The sequence below is a fragment of the Kitasatospora sp. SC0581 genome (genome assembly GCF_048159585.1).
In the GTDB taxonomy this organism is placed as follows: Bacteria; Actinomycetota; Actinomycetes; order Streptomycetales; family Streptomycetaceae; genus Kitasatospora.
The window spans coordinates 168946-189120 of sequence record NZ_JBLRWA010000007.1 but is presented as its reverse complement, the minus strand read 5'-3'; the positions used below and the strand labels follow the sequence as shown (position 1 = coordinate 189120).

General features: G+C 74.5%; 19 protein-coding genes and 1 pseudogene. 13 read left to right on the top strand and 7 right to left on the bottom strand.

The features are described 5' to 3' along the window. Positions 1–146 precede the first annotated feature (146 nt). Together ACLWS4_RS14870 and ACLWS4_RS14865 are read left to right on the top strand one after the other, a co-directional pair. Positions 147–755 carry a TetR/AcrR family transcriptional regulator gene (locus ACLWS4_RS14870; protein ID WP_074002408.1) on the top strand — a complete coding sequence of 203 codons (609 nt, stop codon included), beginning with the start codon at positions 147–149 and terminating at the stop codon, positions 753–755. A gap of 41 nt (positions 756–796) precedes the next feature. Beyond that, on the top strand, positions 797–2290 hold the full coding sequence (locus ACLWS4_RS14865) for a carotenoid oxygenase family protein (protein WP_416874352.1): 1494 nt from the start codon (positions 797–799) through the stop codon (positions 2288–2290). Between the two features lie 169 nt (positions 2291–2459). Here the strand turns inward: ACLWS4_RS14865 and ACLWS4_RS14860 are convergent, their stop codons facing one another. Next, the gene (locus ACLWS4_RS14860) at positions 2460–3236 is read right to left on the bottom strand and encodes a class I SAM-dependent methyltransferase (RefSeq protein ID WP_387966785.1); all 777 of its coding nucleotides are present in this window, start codon (positions 3234–3236) and stop codon (positions 2460–2462) included. A gap of 218 nt (positions 3237–3454) precedes the next feature. On the opposite strand from ACLWS4_RS14860, the gene ACLWS4_RS14855 reads away from it, so the two are divergent. From ACLWS4_RS14855 to ACLWS4_RS14845, 3 genes are all read left to right on the top strand, one after another. Then, on the top strand, positions 3455–4966 hold the full coding sequence (locus ACLWS4_RS14855) for a PQQ-binding-like beta-propeller repeat protein (protein ID WP_416874351.1): 1512 nt from the start codon (positions 3455–3457) through the stop codon (positions 4964–4966). Between the two features lie 85 nt (positions 4967–5051). After that, positions 5052–5861, top strand: a complete 810-nt coding sequence (locus ACLWS4_RS14850; RefSeq protein ID WP_049654204.1) for an alpha/beta fold hydrolase — start codon at positions 5052–5054, stop codon at positions 5859–5861. Positions 5862–6032: 171 nt separating this feature from the next. Continuing rightward, a complete protein-coding gene (locus ACLWS4_RS14845; RefSeq protein ID WP_416874350.1) occupies positions 6033–7427 on the top strand; it encodes an alpha/beta hydrolase in 1395 nt (464 codons plus the stop codon). Positions 7428–7515: 88 nt separating this feature from the next. Here the strand turns inward: ACLWS4_RS14845 and ACLWS4_RS14840 are convergent, their stop codons facing one another. Together ACLWS4_RS14840 and ACLWS4_RS14835 are read right to left on the bottom strand one after the other, a co-directional pair. Further along, complete coding sequence (locus ACLWS4_RS14840; RefSeq protein ID WP_074002410.1) at positions 7516–8082, bottom strand: hypothetical protein; 567 nt, start codon at positions 8080–8082, stop codon at positions 7516–7518. Then, entirely contained in the window at positions 8070–9212 is a 1143-nt protein-coding gene (locus ACLWS4_RS14835; protein ID WP_416874349.1) for a serine hydrolase domain-containing protein, read from the bottom strand. Before ACLWS4_RS14835 ends, ACLWS4_RS14840 begins: the two co-directional genes overlap by 13 nt. A gap of 151 nt (positions 9213–9363) precedes the next feature. On the opposite strand from ACLWS4_RS14835, the gene ACLWS4_RS14830 reads away from it, so the two are divergent. Continuing rightward, a complete protein-coding gene (locus ACLWS4_RS14830) occupies positions 9364–9930 on the top strand; it encodes a hypothetical protein (protein WP_416874348.1) in 567 nt (188 codons plus the stop codon). Positions 9931–10049: 119 nt separating this feature from the next. Beyond that, positions 10050–10760 (top strand): annotated as a pseudogene (locus tag ACLWS4_RS14825) (vWA domain-containing protein); the annotation flags it as partial. A 192-nt stretch (positions 10761–10952) separates the two neighbouring features. On the opposite strand, the gene ACLWS4_RS14820 reads toward ACLWS4_RS14825, so the two are convergent. Genes ACLWS4_RS14820 through ACLWS4_RS14810 form a run of 3 tightly spaced genes read right to left on the bottom strand, consistent with a single transcriptional unit; the run spans position 10953 to position 12717 of the window. After that, a complete protein-coding gene (locus tag ACLWS4_RS14820; RefSeq protein WP_416874347.1) occupies positions 10953–11342 on the bottom strand; it encodes a roadblock/LC7 domain-containing protein in 390 nt (129 codons plus the stop codon). Continuing rightward, positions 11339–12361 (bottom strand): hypothetical protein, encoded by a 1023-nt coding sequence (locus ACLWS4_RS14815; protein ID WP_181970524.1) that lies wholly within the window; start codon positions 12359–12361, stop codon positions 11339–11341. The genes ACLWS4_RS14820 and ACLWS4_RS14815 overlap by 4 nt, the downstream gene beginning before the upstream one ends. Then, entirely contained in the window at positions 12358–12717 is a 360-nt protein-coding gene (locus tag ACLWS4_RS14810) for a hypothetical protein (protein ID WP_049654212.1), read from the bottom strand. The genes ACLWS4_RS14815 and ACLWS4_RS14810 overlap by 4 nt, the downstream gene beginning before the upstream one ends. A 141-nt stretch (positions 12718–12858) precedes the next feature. On the opposite strand from ACLWS4_RS14810, the gene ACLWS4_RS14805 reads away from it, so the two are divergent. From ACLWS4_RS14805 to ACLWS4_RS14790, 4 genes are all read left to right on the top strand, one after another. Continuing rightward, a complete protein-coding gene (locus ACLWS4_RS14805; protein WP_049654214.1) occupies positions 12859–13224 on the top strand; it encodes a hypothetical protein in 366 nt (121 codons plus the stop codon). 372 nt (positions 13225–13596) lie between these two features. Then, positions 13597–14673, top strand: a complete 1077-nt coding sequence (zapE, locus tag ACLWS4_RS14800) for a cell division protein ZapE (protein ID WP_416874346.1) — start codon at positions 13597–13599, stop codon at positions 14671–14673. A gap of 457 nt (positions 14674–15130) precedes the next feature. Next, complete coding sequence (locus ACLWS4_RS14795) at positions 15131–15862, top strand: hypothetical protein (protein ID WP_053112184.1); 732 nt, start codon at positions 15131–15133, stop codon at positions 15860–15862. Positions 15863–16050: 188 nt separating this feature from the next. Continuing rightward, positions 16051–17427, top strand: a complete 1377-nt coding sequence (locus tag ACLWS4_RS14790) for a pyridoxal-phosphate dependent enzyme (protein WP_416874345.1) — start codon at positions 16051–16053, stop codon at positions 17425–17427. Here ACLWS4_RS14790 and ACLWS4_RS14785 read toward each other — a convergent pair. Next, complete coding sequence (locus ACLWS4_RS14785; RefSeq protein ID WP_234348181.1) at positions 17424–18209, bottom strand: TetR/AcrR family transcriptional regulator; 786 nt, start codon at positions 18207–18209, stop codon at positions 17424–17426. The two genes, ACLWS4_RS14790 and ACLWS4_RS14785, sit on opposite strands and share 4 nt — an antisense overlap. Before the next feature lie 104 nt (positions 18210–18313). Here ACLWS4_RS14785 and ACLWS4_RS14780 point away from each other — a divergent pair, with 104 nt between their 5' ends. Both ACLWS4_RS14780 and ACLWS4_RS14775 read left to right on the top strand, forming a co-directional pair. Beyond that, entirely contained in the window at positions 18314–19300 is a 987-nt protein-coding gene (locus ACLWS4_RS14780; RefSeq protein WP_416874344.1) for an ATP-binding cassette domain-containing protein, read from the top strand. Then, positions 19300–20121, top strand: coding sequence for an ABC transporter permease (locus ACLWS4_RS14775; protein WP_416874343.1), 822 nt, complete (start codon positions 19300–19302; stop codon positions 20119–20121). The genes ACLWS4_RS14780 and ACLWS4_RS14775 overlap by 1 nt, the downstream gene beginning before the upstream one ends. Positions 20122–20175 lie beyond the last annotated feature (54 nt).

Sequence of the window (20175 nt, the reverse complement as noted above, 5' to 3'; positions counted from 1 at the left end):
ACTCCCCTCGGCTGTGGAGCGCGCCAGTCTAGTCAGGGTGGTCGGACAGCCGGTCGGGGCGGCCGGGCGGTCGGGCCGGGTGGGTGGTGAAATCCCTTGCCCGCAAAGGCTGGTAACACTGTTTCCAATCGGTTACGTTGTTACCCATGAGCACGCCCTACCAGGACGCGCAGCGGGTCGGCCAGGATGCCGTACGCGCCGTGATCCTCGACCGCGCCATCTCCCTCCTCGTCGCCGAAGGCCCCGCCGCGCTGACCGTGCGCCGGATCGCCGCCGAGATCGGCTCCTCGACCAAGGTGCTGTACACGATGTTCGGCGGGAAGGAGGGGCTGCTCGACGCGCTGTACCGGGAGGGCTTCGCACGACTGCGCCGGGCGCAGGAGCAAGTCCCGCGCGGGAGCGACCCGTTGGAGTACCTGACCGAGCTCGGCCGCGCCTACCGGGAGCGGGCGGTCGCCGAACCCGCCTACTACCGCGTGATGTTCGAGCAGCCGGTGCCCGGATTCCGGCCCAGCGCCGAGGCGTTGGCCCTGGCCGACGGCGCGTTCGGCGCCTCGGTGGCCGCCGTCGAGGCCTGCATGGCGGCCGGGGTCTTCCGGCCCGGCGACGCCCTGGAGGTCTCCAACCTCTTCTGGGCGGCCACCCACGGCGCGGTGAGCCTGGAGCTCGCCGGCCACTTCGCGTCGGCCGAGGCCGGGGCACGCTACGAGGCGCTGATGGCCGCACTGGGGCGGGCGTTCGGCGCCGGTTCGTGAACGAGTCCGGACACCGCAACACCTGACGAGAGGCCGAGACGATGAGCCCAGGCGACCCGATCCGCAACGGCACGATCGGCAAGAGCAACGGCAACATCAACATCAACAGCAACAACGGTACGAGGCGCAGCCGCTACGTCTCCGGGAACTTCGCCCCGGTGGCCGAGGAGGTCACGGCCTACGACCTGCCCGTCACCGGCCGGATCCCCGCCCACCTCGACGGCCGCTACCTGCGCAACGGCCCCAACCCGCTGGGCATCGACGACCCGGGCGCACACCTGTGGACCCTCGGCGCGGGCATGGTGCACGGCGTGCGGATCCGGGACGGGCGCGCCGAGTGGTACCGCAACCGCTGGGTCCGCTCCGGCGCGGTCGCCGACCGCCTCGGTGAGCCCCGGCGCGGCACGCCCGTCGACGAGCGGATGGACATCTCCCCCAACGTGCAGGTCGCGGGCCTCGCCGGGCGCACCTACGCGCTGCTCGAAGGCGGCATCCGCCCGTACGAACTCACCTACGAGCTGGACACGGTGGGGCCGTGCGGGCTGGGCGCCACGCCGGAGGGGTACAGCGCCAACGCCCACTCGGTCGTCGACCCGCACACCGGGGAACTGCACTCGCTGGCCTTCCTGTACGGCTCCGAGAAGGTGCAACACATCGTGATGGACGCGGCCGGCACCGTCCGGCGCAGCACGCTGATCGAGGTGCCCGGGAACCCGTACATGCACGACTTCGCGCTCACTGAGCGGTTCGTGCTGCTGTACGACACCCAGGTGGTGTTCAGCCCGGCGCACCTGGCCACCGGGGTGCCCTTCATCTGGGACGAGCGGCGCGCCGCCCGGGTCGGGGTGATGCCGCGCGAGGGCGGCGCGGTGCGGTGGTTCGAGCTCGCGCCGCACCTGGTCGGGCACACCCTCAACGCGTACGAGCGGACGGCGGACGAGCTGGTGGTCGACGTCGTGCGGCACCCGCCGGGCATGGACCTGCGGAACATCGGCGCGAGCCGCCCCACGCTCGACCGCTGGACGGTCGACCTGGCGGCGGGGACGGTCCGGGAAGAGCGGCTGGACGACCGGGTGCAGGAGTTCCCGCGCCTCAACCCGCGGCACACCGGCCGCCCCTACCGCTACGGCTACGCGGCCGCCGTCGAGCTCTACGCGCCGCTGACCGGCCCCGGGGACGACCGCCCGGACGAGGGCTTCAGCAACGCCCTGCTCAAGCACGACCTGAGTCGGGGGACCGTCGAGGCCCACGAGTTCGGGCGCGACGGGGCGGTGGGCGAGGCGGTGTTCGTCGCCGCCGAGTCGCCGACGGCGGAGGACGACGGGTACCTGATGGCGTACGTCCACGACCCGGACCGGGGAGCGGCGGACCTGGTGGTCCTCGCTGCCCAGGACTTCACCGGCGAGCCCCTGGCCCGCATCCACCTGCCGGTGCGGGTGCCCCTGGGCCTGCACGGCAACTGGGTGCCGGGCGGGGACAGGGTGCCTGGCGGGGACCGGACCGCGGGCAGGGGCGGGGACACGGGCTGGAGCTGAGGGGCCAAAATGTGCCCGCCGCGAGCACGGGCGGGATCGCGCCCGGCGGCACCGCGGGGGAGGGCGTCGGCGTAGGGGACGGGGGTCTCGACGGCGGCGAGGGCGGTGCGGGTGGGGAGGGCGGCGAGGGGGAGGCCTTGGGAGCCGGGGCGGAGCCGCCCCGGCGGGGTCATCGGGGCCGGGTGGCGCGGAGGGAGTAGGTCTGCGGGGCGGGGGCGCCGGCGGGGACGCGGAAGTGGGCGTGGGCGTGCTCGTGGAGGAAGTCCAGGCGCAGGCCCGCGTCGGCCAGGGCGGTGACGACCTCGCCGAGGCCGTGCTGCCACTGGACGGTGACGGTGGAGTCGAGCCGGGCGTCCGGGTCGGCGTAGGTGCCGGGGTAGTCGACGACGATCGGGGTGCGCTCGAAGTAGTCCTCCGCGAAGCCGCGCCCGTCGTCGGCGAGGACGTCGGCCACCGGGTGGTACTCGGCGAGGTAGAGGAAGCCGCCGGGGGTGATGAGCGAGGCGACCGTCCGGGCCCAGCGGGTGAGGTCGGGGAGCCAGCAGAGCGCGCCGAAGCCGGTGTAGACGATGTCGTACGTCCGGCCGTCGAGCGCCTCGGCGGCGGCGTAGACGTCGGAGGTGACGAAGCGGGCGTCGGCGGCGCCGATCCGGGCGGCGAGGTCGGTGGCGGCCGCGACGGCCGGGGCGGAGAAGTCGAGCCCGGTGACGACGGCGCCGCGGCGGGCCCAGGAGAGGGTGTCGAGCCCGAGGTGGCACTGGAGGTGGAGCAGGGTGCGGCCGGTGACGTCGCCGACCTCGGCGGGCTCGTAGTCCTGGAGGGTGTCACGGCCCGCGACGAAGCCGGGCAGGTCGTAGAAGGGGCCGGCGGCGTGGACGGGGACGCGCTCGTCCCAGTTCGCGCGGTTGGCGGTGCGCCAGTCGGGGGTGGTGGATGGCGTGGTCATGCCGGGCAACGCTAGTCAGCGGCCCAGGGGCGGGCAATCGATTTCCGCGCCCGGCGCGCGCCGTGGAGAGCAGGTGCCACCGGCGCCCCGGGCCCGGTATGTGCGGGTCATGGCCGGGGTTTTCCCTGCTCTTTGTTCCGGATCATGGCGCGCTCTGCGACGATCCGATGATCGTCGCCCCGACGCGGTGGGCGGCGCGTCGCAGGGGAGAGACCGGCATGGCCGTTCGGCCCGAGGACAGTGTCGTCCGGGCGAAGTGGGGAGTGTGGTCCGCCTGGGACCGGGAGACCTGGATGGTGGTCTCCGGCGGGGTGCTGGGGGCGCTGTTCGCGAGCATGGGGCTGGCGGTGCTGTTCGGCCCGGCGAACGGGTTCGGCGGCGACAGCCTCGCGTACATGGGGATCATCAGCATCCTGGGGCTGATGCCCTGCGGTGCGGGCTTCGTCTGGGCGCTGATCCACCCGAGGGCCGGGTTCCCGTCGGCAGCCGTCGGGGCGGTACTGGGGCTCGGGATCTTCGTCGGCTTCGCCGGGGACGGCCTCAACGACTCCTGGAAGGCGCCGCTGGACCGGCCGTCGACGATCCGCGCGGTGGGCAGCTGGACCAGCGGGGACCTGGTGGTCCGGGCCCGGCCGGACCTGGTGGTGGCGTACCGCCGGACGACCGGGGCCGTCGCCTGGCACTGGGCCCCGCCCGGGGAGGACACGGTGTGCGCGATGAGCCGGACGACCGGGCCTGACGGCACGGGCCGTGGCGGCGCCCTCGGCCTGATCGGCCACGCGCCGCACGACAAGCCGTGCTCCGCCGTCACCGCGCTCGACCTCTCCGACGGCAGGGAGGGCTGGACCGCCGCCGTGGACGCGCCCGCCCGGGACGGGGACGACGCGACTCCGGACGTGGTCGCGGTGGCCGGGCAGCAGGCCCTCCTCCAGGAGAAGGCCGGCTGGCGCGCCGTACGGCTGGCCGACGGCCGGGACGTCTGGCGCGGCGCGGCCGACCCGGGCTGCACCCCGCTGCAGGTCGCGGGCGGGCCCGGGGACGCCGTCACGGTCGCGCAGTGCGGCGCCGCGCCGCCCGTGCTGCGCTCGCTGGCCCCGGCGGACGGCCGGGAGCAGCAGCGGATCGCGCTGCCCGCGGCGGGCGGGCTGAAGAACCTCGCGGTGGTCTCGGTCGACCCGCTCGCGGTGTGGGTGGACGCCCAGGCCGAGCGCGGCACCCACGCGGTGCTCAGCTACGACCGGACCGGCCGGCAGCGGGCGGTGATACCGGTCGCCGGGGACGAGTACGACCTGGACGTGATGCTGGGCGGGCTGCACGCCTTCGACGAGTTCAGCGCCCGGCCGCTGTTCGGCGGGGTGGTGGTCGGGGACCTGTTCGTCGTACCGGGGGAGAAGCCCGGCGACATCGGCATCAGCGGCGGCAAGCACCCGAGCCGCACCGCCACCGGCCGGCTGCTGGCGTACTCGCTGACGGACGGCGGCAAGCGGTGGACGGCGGGGCTGGACGACCAGGTGACCGGCCTGGTGGTGGACGGCGGCTCGGTGTGGGCGATGACCCGGGGCCGGGTGACCAGGGTGGAGGCGGCGACCGGGCGGCAGAGCGCCGTGCTGGACGTCAACGACACCGCGTCGCTCTATCCGGTGGACCTGTCGGTGTCGGACGCGGAGCGGTTCACGGTGGTCGCGGAGGACGGGACGCGGGACGAGCCGCCGGTGCGGGCGATGAGCTGACGGGGTCCGCCGCCGACGGACCTGACCCTTTCGGGTGGTTGTGTCAGTCTGGTGGGGGAGCACCGCCGAGACCGGGAGACTCGTGATGGCCGAGATCAGGGTGAACGGGGTGGCGCTGCACTACGAGGCCCGTGGCGAGGGCCCCGGCGTCGTCCTGGTGCACGGTTCCTGGAGCGACGCGGACTCCTGGGCGCGGGTGCTGCCCGGCCTGGCGGAGTCCACCACCGCGGTCGCCTACGACCGCCGGGGGCACAGCCGCAGCGAGGACCCGCTCACCCAGGGTTCGGTGCACGAGGACGCGGCCGACTTGGCCGGGCTGATCCACGAGCTGGGCCTCGCGCCCGCCTTCGCCTACGGCGACTCCTACGGCGCCTTGGTCGTGCTCCGGCTCGCCGCCGCCCGGCCCGACCTGCTGCGCGGGATCGCCGTGCACGAGCCGCCGGGCACCGGCATCCTGCTCGCCGACCCGGACCTGCGACCGCTCGGCACCGGCTTCGCCGACCGGATCGCCGCCGTCCGGGAGCTGCTGGAACAGGCCGAGTCGGCGGCCGCCGCCGAACTGTACGTGGACAGCCTCGCCTTCGGCCCCGGCGCCTGGGAGCAGCTGCCCGCGCCGGTCCGGCACAGCTACATCCGCAATGCGCCCACCTACCTGGACGAGCTGCGCGACCCGGACGCGCTCGACCTCGACCTCATCGGGCTCGCCCGCTTCGGCGAGCCCGCGCTGCTCACCCAGAGCGACGAGAGCGCGCCGATGTTCGGCGAGGTGCTGGACCTCATCGACCTCACCCTGCCCAAGGCGGAACGCCACCTGTACGGCGGCGCCGGGCACGCCCCGCACCTGTCGCAGCCGGAGGAGTGGGTGCGGGTGGTGCTGCCGCGGGCGCTGCTCTGAGACTGCCGCGGCTTCCGCGATTGATATGACGGTGCGTCACCTTCGCTGGCTCCGTCGGGGATTCGCCCCTGGTCGAATCCCCGGATAACCGCTCGCCTTCGCCGTCGTCCCGGGCGCAGGCTACTTCCGTGCCCGCGTCAGTACGGACGCGGTGCGAGCGGAAGGACTCACATGACGAGCACGCGCGGCCGCATCGCCGCCCTGCTGGGCGCCGTCGCGGTGGTCGCCGGCACCACGCTGGCCACTCCCGCGGCCGCCACGGCCGACACACCCGCCACGGCCAGGCCAGGCGGCGGGATCACCGGGCAGGCGCCCTGCCCGGACGCGCCCGAGTTCACCTGCGGGACCCTCACCGTCCCGCTCGACCACAGCGGCGCCGTCCCCGGGACCCTCGACCTCGCGGTTGCCGTCGCCGGGAACACCGCGGCCCCCAAGGGCGACCTGCTGTTCCTCACCGGCGGCCCCGGCCAGCCCGGCGTCCCGCTGATGAAGCGGATCGCCGGCAAGATGGCGCCCGTCCTCAAGGACTACCGCCTGGTGATGTACGACCAGCGCGGCACCGGCGCCCGTGCGCTCCAGTGCCCGGGCCTCCAGGAGGACATGGGCTCCTCCGACCTCGCTGTGCCGCGCAGGCAGTCGATCGCCGACTGCGCCGCCGCCCTGGGCCCCAACGCCCGTTTCTACAGCACCGCGGACACCGTCGCCGACATCGACCGGCTGCGCGGTGCCCTCGGCGACCGGCGGCTGACCCTCGACGGCGTCTCGTACGGCACCCTCGTCGCCGAGCGGTACGCGCTCGCCCACCCGGCGCACGTGGCCCGGCTGGTGCTCGACTCGGTGGTGCCGCAGCAGGGCTACGACCCGCTCGACCTGGCCGCCCTGCCCGCCAGCGCCCGGGTGCTGCGGGCCGCCTGCCAGGCCACCGGCTGCACCACCGACCCGGCCGCCGACCTCGCCGCCACCGTCCGGCGGTACGGCAACGGGGCGCAGGTCCTGGATGCCCTCACCAGCTACGAGTTCACCGACCCGAACTACGGCGGGGTTCCGGAGGCGCTGCACGAGGCCGCCGGCGGGCAGCCGGAGAAGCTCCAGGCCTTCATCGAGACCGTCCACCGGGACGACGCGGCCCCGGCCGAGGCGCTCAGCCAGGGCCTGCACGCCGCCACCGTCTGCGCGGACTCGCGCTTCCCGTGGGGCAGCACCGACACCCCGGTCGCGGGCCGGGCGGCCGCGCTGGAGCGCACCCGGCAGCGGCTGACCGCCGAGCAGACCTGGCCGTACGACCCGGCGACCGCGACCGGGCTCGGCAGCCAGCTGGTCTGCCTGGACTGGCCGCGCGAGCAGGTGCCGCCGATCCCGCCGGCGCACCGCAGGCTGCCGAACGTGCCGGTGCTGCTGCTCGGCGGCGACCGGGACCTGTCCACGCCGAACGAGTGGCTGTACCAGCAGGCGGAGCTGGCGCACGACCCGCAGGTCGTGATCGTCCCGGGTGCGGCGCACTCGGTGCAGACCCGGGCGGCCGACCCGGCCGGGCGGCAGGCGGTGTACGACTTCCTGCTCAAGTAGCGGTGGCCGTCGGCGGGTTGCGGCCGACGGTGGACCGCCGCCGGCGGTGGGCCGTTCCGAGCAGGGGACGGAACGGCTCGCCGCCGCGCTACGGCCCGGCCGCGCCCCAGCCGTCGTCGGGCAGGGAGCGGTCGGGCTCGGGGCAGTCGAGGTGTTCGTAGCCCCACAGCAACGCCTTGTGCAGCGCCCACGCCTCCAGCGGCGGCCCGTCCTGGGACGCCCGGTTCGTCAGGACCAGCTCCACCCGGACCTCCTCGGCCGGCGAGAACAGCAGGTTCCGCTGGTCCGGGAGGTTCTCGTACGTCACCGTCTGCCAGCTGTGGCCGGTGGCGGTCAGCGCCGCCATCAGGTCGGCCTCGGAGACGTGGGTGTCGAGCGTCGCCGAACCGCCGCCCGGCTGCGGGAGGTCGAGCTCTCCCTGCCAGACCGGCAGGGAGAGCGAGTGGAGCCGGCGGCAGCGGCAGAACACCGTCCGCACGTCGCCCCAGCAGAAGGCGTGCGGCCACCGGTCGCCCCGGTGGATGCCGCCGCCGTCCCACGGATCGCCGTAGTGGACGGCGAGTTCGGGCAGCGAGGCGCCGTAGCGCAGCTCGCCGAGGCCGCCGGTGGTGGCCAGGACGGTGACGAGCGGGAGGAAGCCGGTCAGCCCAGGCACTCGCGCACCGCCTCGATCAGGCGGTTCGCCCGGGCATCGCCGTGGCCGATCATCCGGTTGGCGACATAGGCGAAGCCGACGCCGAACTCGTCGTCCCCGAAGGCGAACTGGCCGCCGGCGCCGTCGTTGCCGAAGCTGCGCGCGCCGAGCAGCGGGCGGAAGGCCGGGGAGTCGAGCAGCAGCCCGGAGCCCCAGCGGGCGCCCATGTCGAAGCCCAGGAAGCCCGCCCCGGAGGAGACTTCGCGCACCGCGCCGGTCACGGTGTCGGGCGAGAGCAGGCGGGGCGCGCCGTCCAGTCCGGTGGCCGCCGCCGCGTAGAGGCCCGCCAGGCCGGTGGCGGAGGCGACGGCGCCCGCGCCGGGCAGCTCGATCGCGTGCAGCGCCGGGTCGTTCCAGCCGTGCGGCACGTCCAGGCCGGGGAAGACCAGGGCGCCGTTCATGGTGACGATCCGGGTCAGCAGGTGCTCCGGGCCGGGCATCGGACGGCGGCCCTCGGCCTCCACCAGCCGGGCCAGGCGGGGGAGTTCGCTCTCCGGCAGGCCGATCCAGACCGGCAGGCCGAGCGGCTCGGCGATCTCCTTGCGCAGGAACGCGCCCGCGGTCAGCCCGGTGATCCGGCGGATCACCTCGCCGACCGCGAAGCCGAGCACATGGCCGTGGTACTCGTACGCGGTGCCCGGCTCCCAGAGCGGCTGCTGCGCCTCGATCGCCCGGACCACCGGATCCCAGGCGGCGACCTCCTCGAAGGAGAGCACCGCGTCCAGGGCGGGGATGCCGGCCCGGTGGCCGAGGATCATCCGGGTGGTGACGTCCTGCTTGCCGTTGCGGGCGAACTCCGGCCAGTAGCGGGCGACCGGCGCGTCCAGGTCGAGCCGGCCCCGCTCGGCGAGCAGGTGGGCGCTGATGCTCACCGGGCCCTTGGCACAGGAGAAGACGGGCACGAGGGTGTCCTGCGTCCAGGCCCGCCCGGTGCGCTCGTCGGCCGTGCCGCCCCACAGCTCGACCACCTTCCGGCCCCCGGCGAACACCGTGACGGCGGCGCCCAGCTCGGGGAACCCGGCGAAGTTGGCGGCGAAGACGTCCGCGACGGCGCCGAAGCGCTCGTCGGCCCAGCCCTGGTGCTGCTGCATGATGTGGTGCCCCGTTCTGCCCAGTTCCGCCCTCAAGATCGACCGAACCACGCTACGGGAGCCCGGCGCCCCTGACGAGGGGATTTCACCAGGCCGGGACGGGTGGGACGGATGTGGCAGACTCGCCGGTCGACGAGGAGGAGGACAGCGGGTGGATCGCGAGGCGCGGACGGCGCTCACGGCGCTCTGGGAGCGGCGGTGGCCCGGCACGGAGCCCGTCGGGTACGAGCTCGGCCGGGCGCGGGACGTCTGGGTGCGCTTCCACAGCCTGCCGGAGTCCAAGCGCTACCCCGACGACGAGCGCGAGTACGTGATCGTGCTGGAGCGCCACAACACCGTGCTGGACGAGCTGTTCGCGGGCGCCGAGGTGTACGTCCTCACCCCGCGGTGGTCGAGCCGGGAGAGCGCCCCCCGGATGCGCCGGGACGCGAAGCACTGGCGGACCTGGCTCCAGACCGACGACCCCGAGCCGGAGTTCCGCACCTACTGCCACGTCTTCGTGGAGCGGCGGCGGTGGCGGCGCGGCGGCCTGGACGGGCTGCTGCGGCGCGTCGCCGACGACCGGGAGGGCGGGGTGATCATTGCCGGCCCGGGCCTGCGGCGGCTGTACCACCCGTACGACGGCGGGGCGGACGTCTACCTGGCGTCGACGGAGGAGCGGGACCGGCTGAAGGAGCGGCACGCCGGGTGGCTGTCGGGGCACCCGAACGGCCTGTGAGCGGCCGGGCCGGGCGGACGGCTTGCCCTCACCGTCGTCCGCCGCGCACAGTGTCCGGAGCGCGTTGACGATCACGCGCCCCGGCAGCCCGGCTGCCGCAGCGAGCGAGGGAGCGACACATGGCCGTCAGTCTGAGCAAGGTCGAGCAGAGCGCGCCCGCGCTGGTGAGCCTCTACAAGACGGCCGGCGCCTCGGTGGAGCGGCGCGGGCTGAACGGCCAGCGGGTGGCGGTGTACCTGGTGGTCGACTACTCCGGCTCGATGCGGCCCTACTACAAGGACGGCAGCGTCCAGGCGCTCGCGGACCGGGTCCTGGGGCTGTCGGCCCACCTGGACGACGACGGGACCGTGCCGGTCGTCTTCTTCTCCACCGAGGTCGACGCCCAGGCCGAGATCGCCCTGGAGGACCACGCGGGCTGGATCGACCGGATCGTCGCGGGCCTCGGCCACATGGGCAGGACCAGCTACCACCTGGCGATGGACGCGGTCATCCGGCACTACCGGGAGAGCGGGGCCACGGACCCGGCCTTCGTGCTGTTCCAGACGGACGGCGGCCCGATCAGCAAGCCCGCGGCGGAGAAGAAGCTCTGCGAGGCGGCGACGCTGCCGATCTTCTGGCAGTTCATCGGCTTCGGTGACCCGGACAGCCGGCAGTTCGACTTCCTGCGGAAGCTGGACGAACTGCCCGTCCCGGAGAAGCGGCCGATCGACAACGCGGGCTTCGTCCACCTGGGGCGCGACCCCCGGACGGTCTCCGACGACGAGCTGTACGACCTGCTGCTCACCGAGCTGCCGAGCTGGCTGGTGGCCGCCCGGGCCCAGGGCATCGTCCCGGACGGCCCGGTGCTGCGGCCGCCGCTCGATGCCGCGGCCGAGAAGCAGCCGCAGAGCCGGGGCTTCTGGGCCACGCTGACCGAGGGACTGGGGAAGCGGGGCCGCCGCGGTCGGTAACCCGACGGCGTCGGGACCAGGCGCTCTCTTCCGGATCACGCCGCGCGCCCGGCATGATCCGAAAGAGAGGGCCTAGACCGCGGGGACCATTCCGAGCAGCTCGCTCAGGCGGCGGACCGTGGCGGGCGACTCGCGGTGCAGGCCGGCGATGTCGAGGCCCTCGTCTCCCAGAATCATCAGCAGCGCCTGCTCCCCGATCGCCAGCACCACGACGTAGCCGCTGGTGCAGCGGGTGACCACGTCGCGCAGGCCGCCCACGCCGACCTCGGCCGCGGTGCGCCGGCCGAGGCCGAGCATGGCGGCGGACAGGGCGGCGGCCGACTCGGGGTGGACGACGGCCGTGTCGGCGGCCACCAACAGGCCGTCGGTGGTGGAGACGACACTCTCCGAGATGCCCATGACCCGGTCGCGGAGGGACTTCAACTCGTCGACCAGCACGGCGGTCGGTGTCTGGCTGCTCATGGTGCGCTCTTCTCGCTCTGCTCGGTCGTCTCGGTACGCGCGGTGTGCTCGGCGCGGTGTGCGTTCGGTGGACCGTCGGAAGCGGCCGCCGCTCCCTCGGATCGGGCGGGCAGGCCGCCGGGGCCGCCCGGACCACCCGCGCCGCGTCCGCTGCGGACGCGGCGCGGTAGCGGCCCGGTGTCGGCCGGCGGCGGTTCGCTCGTCGGCGTGCGCGGGGCCACGCTCGGTGCCAGGGGCCCCGGGTGAGCCGGTTCCCGGTGGAGCAGGTGCCGGGCGTCCATCCGTACGACGTCGAGGAGCACGGCGAACACACCGCGTCCCAGGGCGAAGCCGAGGTCGCGCGCGGTGCGGCGGCCGGTGGCGGCGGCCAGGATCTCCCGGTAGCGGACCGGGATCCGCAGCGCGCCGGACTCGGCCCGGGCGGCAGGACGGATCCGGATGCGGGCCAGTTCGCCGGGCGGTCCCCAGAGGCGGGTCAGCAGGGCCGTCCGCCGGGCGGTCTCCTCGAAGAGCCGCTCCGGCTCGATGCCCGGGCGCAGCGCGATCCTGGCAGGCGGCGCCGCCTCGGCCGTCTCCCAACTGCCGGGCGGGCTCAGCACCAGGGCGAAGGCCCCGTCGAAGGCGGCGGCGGCGCAGACGGCTTCGAGCTCGGCGGCGCCGATCGACCCCTGAGCCACCAGGGCCGCGCCGAGGTCGCCGCCCCAGGTCGGGGGAGCGTCGGTCGGTCGGCCGATGGACGCGGCCGTCTCGGCGGACGCCCACTCCTCCTCGCCGACGCGCCGGGACTTCAGCAGCAGGGTCGCGGCGGTCGGGGCCCCGGGGGTCTCGATCGCCGCGACCAGACCCTGCTCCAGGTGGATCGTGCCGCCCGGTGCGCTGGAGACGGTGACCGAGCCGGTGAACTCCGTCCGGCGCAGCGCGAGCAGCAGCGCGGGCACGTTGCGCGCGGTGGGTGGAGCCGGCGTCGTGGGAGTCGCGGGCACGGCGGGCGGCGCCGTGCCGTGGGACGGGTCGGTCATGCCAGCAAGTCCTGCGCGCGGTCGGCGGTCTGGCGGAGGGCCAGTGCCAGGTTGGTCCGTTCCCGGTCCAGCACGGTGGCCAGCAGCAGGGGGTCGCCCTTCCGGGACAGCACCTGGACGACCTGGTGATGGCGGGTGCTGGTGACCACCAGGCTCTCCAACTCGCTCTCCGCCCCTGCCTCGTACAGCCGCTCGCCGATCAGGTTGGTCAGCTCGGCGAGTTCGGCCCCGGTCCCGAGCAGCCGGTGGTCCCCGGCGGACTGGTAGCTGAGACCCGTGACGGCGTCGACGAGCGCGGCACCGACCACTCCGGGGGAGCCGAGCACATCGGAGAGGGAAGCGTCGAGTGCGCGCACCAGTACCCCTTCACGTTCTGAACCCCGGCAGCGTACTTTATTCCATCATTTTCACGAGGCGACCACAACCGGCGGCTTCTTGCTATTTTGTTCCCGCACACGGGAGTTCTGCCCGGAAGTCACGCAAAGGACGAACAGCGCATGAACATTGACGAGGCACTCAAGGACGCGATGGCCATCGAGGGGGCCATCGGAGTGGCCGTGGCCGACCACGAGAGCGGTATGTCACTCGGGTTCCTCGGCGGGGGGCAGCAGCTCGACCTGGAGATTGCGGCCGCCGCCAACACTGAGGTTGTTCGTGCGAAGATACGCGCCCTGGCCGCGCTGTCGATCGATGATGTCATCGAGGACGTCCTGATCACCCTCGGCACCCAGTACCACCTGATCCGCCCGCTGACCCGCGGTCACGGCTCGCTCTTCCTCTACCTGGCGCTGGACCGCTCGCGGGCCAACCTCGCGCTCGCCCGGCACGGTCTCAAGCGCATCGAGGCCGCTCTCGACATCTAGCCGGGGTCGGGGCCGGCCGCCCGGGTGTCCGCGCCCCGTCCGGAGGCCCTGCCCGGACGCCCTGCCCGAAGGCCCGCGCGGGCCGCGTTTCGCGCGCGGAATTCCGGACGGAGCGAATGCGCGGCGTGACGAAGCGGCTACGGAGATCCGTCCGCGGGAATCGGGCCGCGAATATCGCGGGTGTACGCCCGGCACGGAAATGCGTGACTTTCCGATGACTGGGCGTCATATTCGCCTCGGCCGTTCCGGCCGGCGGTGGAGCGCCGGAATACCGTGGTCGAACCGCCGGAGCGCCGGTGTTTCGGCGGTGCCGCGGGCCGGGCAACTCCCGGTGATCCCGACGGTTCTGATGCCCTGCTATGGTCCGGACCCGTGACGGACGGGGTGCGGAACCAGTACGAGGCGATGCGCGGGCACTTCCACCGGGCCGCGGGGCAGCACGGATTCACGCTCGACCCCGCCCAGGAGCTCCCGGTCGAACGACTCAGTCGGCTGGCCGGCGAGCTGGCCCACCCGGCCTGGCGGCTGCGCCGCAGTCCGCGGCACCTCTACCTCTGGGGCCCGGTCGGCCGCGGCAAGAGCTGGCTGGTGGACACCTTCCTCGACGGGCTGCCGACCCCGCGCAAGCGGCGGCTGCACTTCCACGACTTCTTCCGCCGACTGCACGAGGGTGTCGCCCACCACTCCGAGAGCCGGAGCGCGGACGGCGCGGCGGTGGACCGGGCCGTGGACGAGCTGCTCGGCAACTGCCGGATCCTCGTCTTCGACGAGTTCCACGCCCACGACGCGGGTGACGCGATGCTGGTCGCCCGTCTCCTCCGCACCCTGCTGGACCGGCGGATCACCCTTGTCACCACGTCCAACTACCCGCCCGCCGGGCTGATGCCCGACCCGCTGTACCACCACCTCTTCGAGCCGACGATCAGGCTGATCGAGGAGCGGATGGACGTGCTCGACGTCTCCGGGCCGGTCGACTTCCGGCGGCAGCCCCGGTCGGAGCGCGCTCACGGGTTCGACCTCGGCGCCCGTCTCCGCCCCGGCGACGAGCCCTCGGCCGGTCTCTCCCCGCCCCGGCCCGAGGAAGTGGGTCCGGTGGCCGCCCACCGCCGTGAGCTGTCGGCCCGGGCGGTCCGCGAGGACCACGTGTGGTTCGGCTTCCAGGAGCTGTGCGAGGGCCTCACCTCCGTCGCCGACTACCTCGCACTCGCCGACCGCTTCCCCACCGTCGTCCTCGACGGCGTCCCACCGCTCACAGAGGCGTCCCCCGACGGCCGTCGGCGCTTCGCCAACCTGGTCGACGTCTGCTGCGACCGCGACGTCCGCCTGGTCCTGATCGGCGCCGATCCGCTCGCCGGCCTCGCCACCGGCTCCACCCTCATGCGCGACCTCGACCGTACCGCCAGTCGCCTCGCCCTCCTCCGCCCGCCGGTTCGGGAGGCCGCCGGCTGAGCGCCCGCCGGGCGACCGGCGGGAACGGAGAAGTCCTGCCGGAGTGCCAGGACTTGCCCGGTCGATCACGCCGGCCCTGGAGGGGGGTTGCTCGCCCGGCGCCTTGGCGAACCGGCGTGCCAGGCCGGGTCGGAGTCCGGTAGCGTGCGCGAAGGAGTGCCGGGAAGCCTGGTCGGCGATCGAGGGACAGCTGTGTCCGCGAGCCGGTCCGGGGGTGGTGTGCGTGGCGCTCGACGCGAGGTCCGCCGGCGCGCCGCCGCCCCCCGTGCGGACCCGCTCAGGCCGTACGCACCGCTCACGGGGCTTCGGCGAGCTCCGGACCGACTCCGAGAACCGCGACACCGTCCGGCGTTCCGGCCGCCCGGTACCGTCCGACCCCGGAAGGGGCGGGGCGGCACGCCCCGGCGACGGCGACCCGGGGGTTCCGGCCGCGCACCGGACCGGGGGGAGAACCGTCATGACCCACCGTCCCTCACCATGGACCCGCACCGGCGGCGCGCTGCTCGCCGTCGCGGCGCTGGCCCCGGCGGCGGCCGCCTGGTACGTGTTCACCGTCGTGCTGCCGGACGACGCCGAGCGGTACCGCTCGTACACGGCCGCCGTGACCTGCCCGGCCGGGAGCCCGGGCGCGGGGGTCGAGGAGTGCGTGCGCACCGTGCCGTTCACCGTCAGCGGCACGGTCGTCCGCAACGCGGGCAAGAGCTCCGAGTTCCGGGCGACGCTGGACGGCGCGCCGTTCTGGAGCGGCGAGGTGGGGTTCGCCGACGGCGGGCCGCTGCTGGACGGACTGAAGCCCGGAGACCGGGTGGACGGCACGGTGTGGCGCGGCCGGGTGATGCGCCTGGAACGGGCCGGTGTCGCGCAGGCCTCGTACGACGAGCCCCGCGACGAGGGGCAGTTCACCGCCGGGGTGGGCACGTTCGCCGCGCTGCTGGCGGTGCTCGCCGCCGTCCTGGGCGCGCTGCGGTTCACCGGCCGCCCCGGCGACGTCACCCTCGACCTCGCCCGGTCGCTCGTCCTGTGGACGCTGCTCGCCTGCGGAGTGCCCGCGGTGCTCGCGTCCGTGACCGGCCTGCCGTGGTGGACGGTGCCGGCCGCGGCCGTCCCGGCGGCGCTGCTCGCGGCGGAGGCGGTGCGGCGCCGGAACCGGGGGAGGACCCCGGGGGGACCCCGCCGGCTGCCCGCTTGATCGACGACCGTCCCCGTTTGCGCCCGCCCGTCCCCGCGTGCGCTCGCCCGTCCCTGCTCGCACCGGCCCGTACCCGATCCCGGCCGTCGGACAATGTTTCGGCCGGATGAGGAACGGTGTCGCTACCGTCTACCGAGCCCGTGGCCTGGGCAGGCTCGGGCTGACAGTGCTAGCGAAAGGGGCCGACGATGGCCGCAGTTCACGAATCCGTCCTCGACGCGATCGGCGGGACGCCGCTGATCCGCCTGGCCCGGCTCGGCGCCGGGATCGCCGCGCCGATCTACGCCAAGGCCGAGTTCCTCAACATCGGCGGCAGCGTCAAGGACCGCGCCGCGCTCTCGATGGTGCTGGCCGCCGAGCGGGACGGCCTGCTGAAGCCGGGCGGGACGATCATCGAGGCGACCTCCGGGAACACCGGCATCGGCCTGGCGATCGTCGGGCGGCAGCGCGGGTACCGGGTGATCGCCGGGGTGGCCGACAAGTCGTCGGCCGAGAAGTCGGACATCCTGCGGGCGTACGGGGCGGAGGTCGTCCTCGCGCCGACCGCCGTGCCGGCCGAGGACCCGAGGCACCTGTTCAACGTCGTGCAGCGGCTGGCCGAGGAGATCCCCGGCGCCTGGCTCGCCAACCAGTACGACAACCTGGCCAATCCGGACGCCCACATCCGGACCACCGGCCCCGAGATCTGGGAGCAGACCGGCGGCCGGGTGACCCACTTCGTCGCCGGCGTCGGCACCGGCGGTACCATCACCGGCACCGGCGGCTACCTCAAGGAGACCTCCGGCGGCGCCGTGACCGTGGTCGGCGCGGACCCGGAGTCCTCCACGTACGGGGGCGGCGACGGCAGCCCGTGGTACGTCGAGAGCATCGGGCACTACCTCCACCCCGACACCGTCGAGGACCGCATGCCGCAGGCCCTGCGTACGGAGCTGATCGACTCCTACGAGCGGATCCCGGACCGCGAGGCGCTGCTGGCCGCCCGTCGCCTCTCCCGCGAGGAGGGCCTGCTGGCCGGCCCGTCCTCCGGCGCGGCGGTGGCGGCGGCGCTGCGGGTGGCGCGCCGGCTCGGGCCGGACGACCTGGTCGTGGTGGTGCTGCCGGACTCGGGGCGCTCCTACCTGTCCAAGGTGCACAGCGACGCGTGGATGCGGGAGTGGGGCTTCCTGGAGGAGGCGGCGGACGGCCTGCGGCCGCTGCTCGACGCCGCCGCGCCGCTGGTGACGGTGGCCGCCGGCGCGACCGTGGGCGAGGCGCTGGAGGCGCTGGGCGATGCGCCGGGCGGCGTGGCCCCGGCGGTGCTGGCGCGGGCGGCGCGCCCGTACGGGGTGGCCGCGACGGAGGTGGTCGGCTCGGTCTCCCGGGCCGCGCTCGCGGCGGCGCTCGCGGACGGCGCCGCCAAGCCGGGCGACCCGCTGGGCGGGCTGATCGGGCCGGCGCTGCCGACGGTCGGCGTCGGGCAGTCGGCGGCCGACGCGCGGACGGCGCTCGGGAGGACGCACCGGGCGGTCATGGTCCTGGTGGACGGGCGGGTGGCCGGGGTGCTGCCGAGGGAGGCGGTGGCCTAACCCCCTTCGACTGTCTCCTGGGCGCCCCCTTCGGCGGGTGCCAGGATCGCCGAGATCACCCGGTCCAGGGTGCGGTCGAAGGCCCGGTCCGGGTCGGCGGGCGGACCGGTGGTGGCGAACGCCTGGGCCAGGTGCGGGAATTCGCCGCTCGCCGCCGCCTGGCCGAGGTAACCGACCAGCTCCGCCTGCCACTTGGCGCCCGCCGCGGCCGTCTGCTCGTACTGGGCGAACTGGCCGACGAAGCCGTTGAACAGCGCCATCGCCTCCATCCGGGCGCCCCCGCCGAGGCCGGTGGGGGCGGTGACGGCGAGGAAGTGGTCGGTGTAGCGCAGGGCGTTGGGGCCGATGCTGGGGCGGACCAGCACCAGTGCGGGCAGCCAGGGGTGGCGGCGGGAGAGGCCGAGCTGCTGGTGGGCCAGGTCGGCGAGGTCGGCCCGGACGTCGCCGCTCGGCGCGGGCGGGAAGCGGTACTCGCCGGCGACCGCGTCGAGCATCAGGTCGAGCAGGTGCTCCTTCTTCGGCACGTAGTTGTAGAGCGACATGGTGCCCGCGCCGAGCGCCGCCGCGACCCGGCGCATGGAGACCGCGTCCAGGCCCTCGGCGTCGGCGATCGCGATGGCCGCGGCGGCGATCGAGTCCCGGCTGTGGGCCGGGCGCGGGCCGCGGCCGGTGCGCTCGGGGCGCAGCCAGATCACTTCGGGGGCCTCGGGGGGCGTGGGCCTGTCGGGCTGTTCCGACTGTTCCGGCTGGTCGGGGCCGGTGGGGGACTTGCTGGACGGCACTGGAAGATCACCTCGCCCTCCCATCTTAGATACGTACGGCGTACGTAGTACGATGGCGCCCAAGCGCGCTTCTACGTACGCTGTACCTAGAGAAGGGCAGAGCCATGTCCGACACCGCCCGACCCGCCGCCGGCGCGGCGCCCGCCATCGAGATGACGGGCGTGCGGAAACGCTTCGGCGCCACCGAGGCCCTGCGCGGCCTCGACCTCACCGTCCCGGCCGGCACCGTCTGCGGCCTGCTCGGCCCCAACGGCGCCGGCAAGACCACCGCCGTCCGCGTCCTCGCCACCCTGGTCGCCCCCGACCGCGGCACCGCCCGGGTCGCCGGACACGACGTCGTCCGCGCCGCCGAGGACGTCCGGCGCGCCATCGGCCTCGCCGGGCAGCACGCCGCCGTCGACGAGGGCGTCACCGGCCGCGACAACCTCCGGCTGTTCGGCCGGCTGCACCACCTCGGCGCCCGCCGGGCCCGGGAGCGCGCCGACGAACTGCTCACCCGCTTCGGCCTCACCGAGGCCGCCGACCGGCTCGTGCGCACCTACTCCGGCGGCATGCGCCGGCGCCTCGACCTCATCGCCAGCCTGGTCACCAGCCCGCCGGTGCTCTTCCTGGACGAGCCCACCACCGGGCTCGACCCGCGCAGCCGGCAGGCGATCTGGGACACCGTCAAGGAGTTGGCGGACGCCGGCACCACCGTGCTGCTCACCACCCAGTACCTGGAGGAGGCCGACCGGCTCGCCGACGACATCGTGGTGATCGACCACGGCGCCGCCATCGCCACCGGCCCGCCGGACCGGCTCAAGGCCGCGATCGGCAGCCAGGTCTCCGTCACCCTGGCCGACCCCGGGCAGCTCGCCGCCACCGCCGTGGTGCTGTCCTCGATGACCGGCGGCGACGCGCGGGTGGACGTCGCCGAGCGGACCGTCACGGTGCTGACGACGCCCGGCGTGTCCGTCCTGCTGCCCTCACTGGTACGGGAGTTGGACGGCGCGGGGGTCGTCGCCGAGGACGTCGCGGTGCGGGCGCCCTCGCTGGACGACGTGTTCCTCGCGCTCACCGAGGAGTCCGCGGACGCCGGGAGGGCCGCCTGATGACCGCCGCCGCACTCGCGCCCCCGCGCCCGTCCACCACCCGGCGGCTCGCCTCCGGCACCTGGACCTCGATGCTCCGCGTCCTGCTCAACTACCGCCACTCGCCGGGCCTGTTGGCCGCCTCGCTGGGCGTGCCGGTGGTGATGGTGGTGGTCTTCGGGTACGTCTTCGGCAGCGCCATGCAGGTCCCCGGGGGCGGCGGCTACCGGGAGTTCCTGATGCCCGGCCTGTTCGCCATGGTGGCCACCAACGGCGTCATGCCCACCATGGTCGGCGCCGCCCGCGACGTCGGGCGCGGGGTCACCGACCGGCTGCGCTCCATGCCCGTCTCCCGCACCGGACTGCTGCTCGGACAGGCCCTCGCCGACCTGCTGGTCAGCGTCGTCGTCCTGGCGCTGCTGGCGCTGGTCGGGCTCGCCACGGGCTGGCGCGTCCGGCACGGACTCGCCGACGCGGCAGGGGCGTTCGCACTGCTGCTGCTCTTCCGCTTCGTGATGACCTGGGTCGGCACCGTGCTCGGCCTGACCATCGGCAAGGAGGAGGCGGCCGGCCAGCTGTCCGCCGCGGTGATCCCGTTGGCGATGGTCACCAACACCTACGTGCCGACCGGCGGCATGCCCGGCTGGCTGCGGTTCCTCGCCGACTGGAACCCGGTCAGCTCCGTCGTCCAGGCCTGCCGGGAGCTGTTCGGCAACCCCTCGGCGGCCGGGTCCGCCTGGCCGACGCAGCACGCCGTGCTCGCCGCGCTGCTCTGGAGCGCCGTGCTGCTCGCGGGCTGCATGCCGCTCGCCGTACGGAAGTTCGCCACCCACGGGCGGTGATCCGCCAGCTTGCGGCACGCCCCCCTAATGTGCTGGACAGCGGGGCCGGTGTGG